Below are 2,526 nucleotides of genomic sequence, written 5' to 3'. Positions count from 1 at the left end.
GCCCCCGCCGCCGGCACCCCCGGTCGGGTCGTACCCACCGCCGCCTGCGCCCTACCCACCGAGCGCGACCGGTGGCTACCCGGTGCCCCCGCCCGCACCGTTCCCCACCTCGTCCTCGAGTGCCGGACAGCCGGCGGACCTCTTGCCGCGCTTCCTCGCCAAGCTCGTCGACGGTGTGGTGATGTTCTTCATCAACATCGTCGTCGGCCTCTTCGTGGCCTTCGGACTGAACAGCGGCTTCGTCAGGAGTGCCATCGCGACGCTGATCTCCACTGCCATCACGCTGGCCTACTACGCCTTCCTCGAGTCATCGCGCGGCCAGACCGTCGGCAAGATGGTGGTGGGCCTGAAGGTGCAGAACCTCGCTGGTCAGAACCCGACGATGGAGCAGGCGCTCAAGCGCAACATCTACGTCGCGCTCGGTTTCCTCGGCATCCTCCCGGTCGTGGGCTTCTTCGGCTCGCTGGCGGAGCTGGCAGCCGTCATCTTCATCGCGGTCACGATCAACAGCGACACCCCGCTGTTCCGCGGCTGGCACGACAAGTTCGCTGACACGCAGGTCATCAAGACCCGCTGACCTGCACGATCGTCGTCACGACGTCGGTCACCGACGGAGCGCGCGGGGTCGAGGAGAACCCGAAGCGACACGGCGGGTCCACGGGCCCCAGGTCGCCGAGGGGGATGCCGTCGAGCACGCCCCGCACCGACGTCACCGCGTGCATGTCGCGCGCCCCGTAGTACTCGCGCCTGCCCGCGCGGGCCTGCCCACGGGTGCGCACTCCTCGCAGGACCACCCTGGCGACGGGGTCGACAGCGGTCGCGAAGGCGGGGCTGGCCGACACGGCAGCCGGCACGAGACGCAGCAGGTGACCCAGCGGCATCCGAGCGCCGACCTCGAGGGTCAGGGTCAGCGACGGGCTCGTGAACTCCCAGCGTCCAGGTCGGACCTGGTCCGTGACGGCGACCGGCTCGACCCGCACCTCGTCGAAGGTGTAGGTCGTCGACACCAGGTCGGCGACCGGCTCGGTGGGTGCCAGCAGCATCCGGTGGCCGTCAGCCCGCTCGACCATCGCGTCGGCGAAGGTGCCATAGGGGCTCTCCTGCCACCACCCCACGACGACGCGGATGCCGGACGTCGACCCGACCCCGGCGATCCGCCCACGAAACTGCTGGCGCTCACCCATGGGAGCCATCATCGCCACTAGGGTCCGAGCATGGCAGCGACGCTCACCCCGACGGCGCGCCGCGGCTACGGTCTGGGCTCGGTCGCGACGGGGTCGTTCGGCACGGTGCCCGGCCTGCTCCTGCTGCCCTACCTCACCGACCGGCTGGGGATCGCCGCGGGCCTGGCCGGGCTCATCGTCTTCCTGCCCAAGGCCTGGGACGTCGTCCTCAACCCGATCGCCGGCCGGATCAGCGACCGGTCCACGCACCCCGGAGGTCGGCGGCGCCCGTTCCTCATCTGGTCGGGCACGGCCCTGGCCGTAGCGTTCGTGCTGCTCTTCTCCGGGCCGACCTCGCCGAGCGGGGTGGCCGCGACCTGGGTGGTCGTGACCTTCCTGGTCTGCGCCAGCGCCTACGCCTTCTTCCAGGTGCCCTACGTCGCGATGCCGGCCGAGATGACCGAGGACTACGACGAGCGCACTCGCCTGATGACGTGGCGGGTGGCCATCCTGGCCCTGGCCATCCTCGTCAGTGGCGGGTTGTCGCCGATCATCCGTGACGCGCTCGGTCCGGAGTGGGGCTACCGCGGGGTGGGCCTGTTCGTCGGGGCGCTGATCCTGCTCGGCACCGTCGGGGTCTGGCGCGGCACCCGGGACACCCCGATGTCCCGTGCGGCGACCGCCGGCGGGAGCCTGGCCGACCAGCTGCGGGTGGTCGCGGCATCCCCGCCGTTTCGCACGCTGCTGCTCGTCTTCGTGCTCCAGGCGCTCGCGACCGGGGCCATGCTGGCAGGGGTCGACTACGTCGCCCGCGTGCTGCTCGGTGGGGGAGCGGCCTCGACCGTGCTGTTCCTGTGCTTCGTCGCGCCGGCCCTGCTCGTGACGCCGCTGTGGCAGCGGGTCGGTGAGGCCCGCGGCAAGCGCGCGGGGTACCTGTGGGGCTCGGTCCTGCTCCTCGTCGGGGCCGCGGCGACGCTGGCCACGGTGCGCGTGGGGTTGGCCGCGGCGGCGCTCAGCGTGGCCGTCGTCGGCATCGGGTACGCCGCGTGCCAGATGTTCCCGCTCGCCATGCTGCCCGACGTCGCAGCGGCCGACACGGCGGCGACGGGGGAGGACCGCGCCGGGACGTACACCGGTGTCTGGACGGCCGGGGAGACGCTCGGCCTCGCGATCGGCCCGTTCCTGTATGCCGCCGTGCTCACCATCGGCGGCTACGTGTCGTCGACGGATGCCGGTGCGCGCCAACCTGATTCGGCGCAGGTCGCGATCGCGCTCGGGTTCACCGTGATGCCGGCCGTGCTCGTCGCGATCTCCTTGGTGTTCCTGCGCAGGTACCGACTCGACGTGGAGGTGGCCCGGTGAC

3 protein-coding genes are annotated in these 2,526 nt (G+C 71.6%); 2 read left to right on the top strand and 1 reads right to left on the bottom strand.

Annotated features, from left to right (window positions below; genetic code table 11):
- A partial coding sequence (locus PLL68_RS10375; RefSeq protein ID WP_324533797.1) for an RDD family protein occupies positions 1–577 on the top strand: 577 nt, incomplete at its 5' end.
- Here PLL68_RS10375 and PLL68_RS10370 read toward each other — a convergent pair.
- Positions 564–1,184 carry a hypothetical protein gene (locus tag PLL68_RS10370; protein ID WP_324533795.1) on the bottom strand — a complete coding sequence of 207 codons (621 nt, stop codon included), beginning with the start codon at positions 1,182–1,184 and terminating at the stop codon, positions 564–566. The genes PLL68_RS10375 and PLL68_RS10370 overlap by 14 nt on opposite strands.
- 30 nt (positions 1,185–1,214) lie before the next feature.
- Between PLL68_RS10370 and PLL68_RS10365 the strand changes: the two genes are divergently transcribed.
- Positions 1,215–2,525 carry an MFS transporter gene (locus tag PLL68_RS10365; protein WP_324533793.1) on the top strand — a complete coding sequence of 437 codons (1,311 nt, stop codon included), beginning with the start codon at positions 1,215–1,217 and terminating at the stop codon, positions 2,523–2,525.
- Position 2,526 lies beyond the last annotated feature (1 nt).

The organism is Ornithinibacter sp., from assembly GCF_035443565.1.
Taxonomy (GTDB): domain Bacteria; phylum Actinomycetota; class Actinomycetes; order Actinomycetales; family Dermatophilaceae; genus Fodinibacter.
The sequence above is the reverse complement of the archived record's forward strand: the minus strand, read 5'-3'. Positions and strand labels throughout refer to the sequence as shown.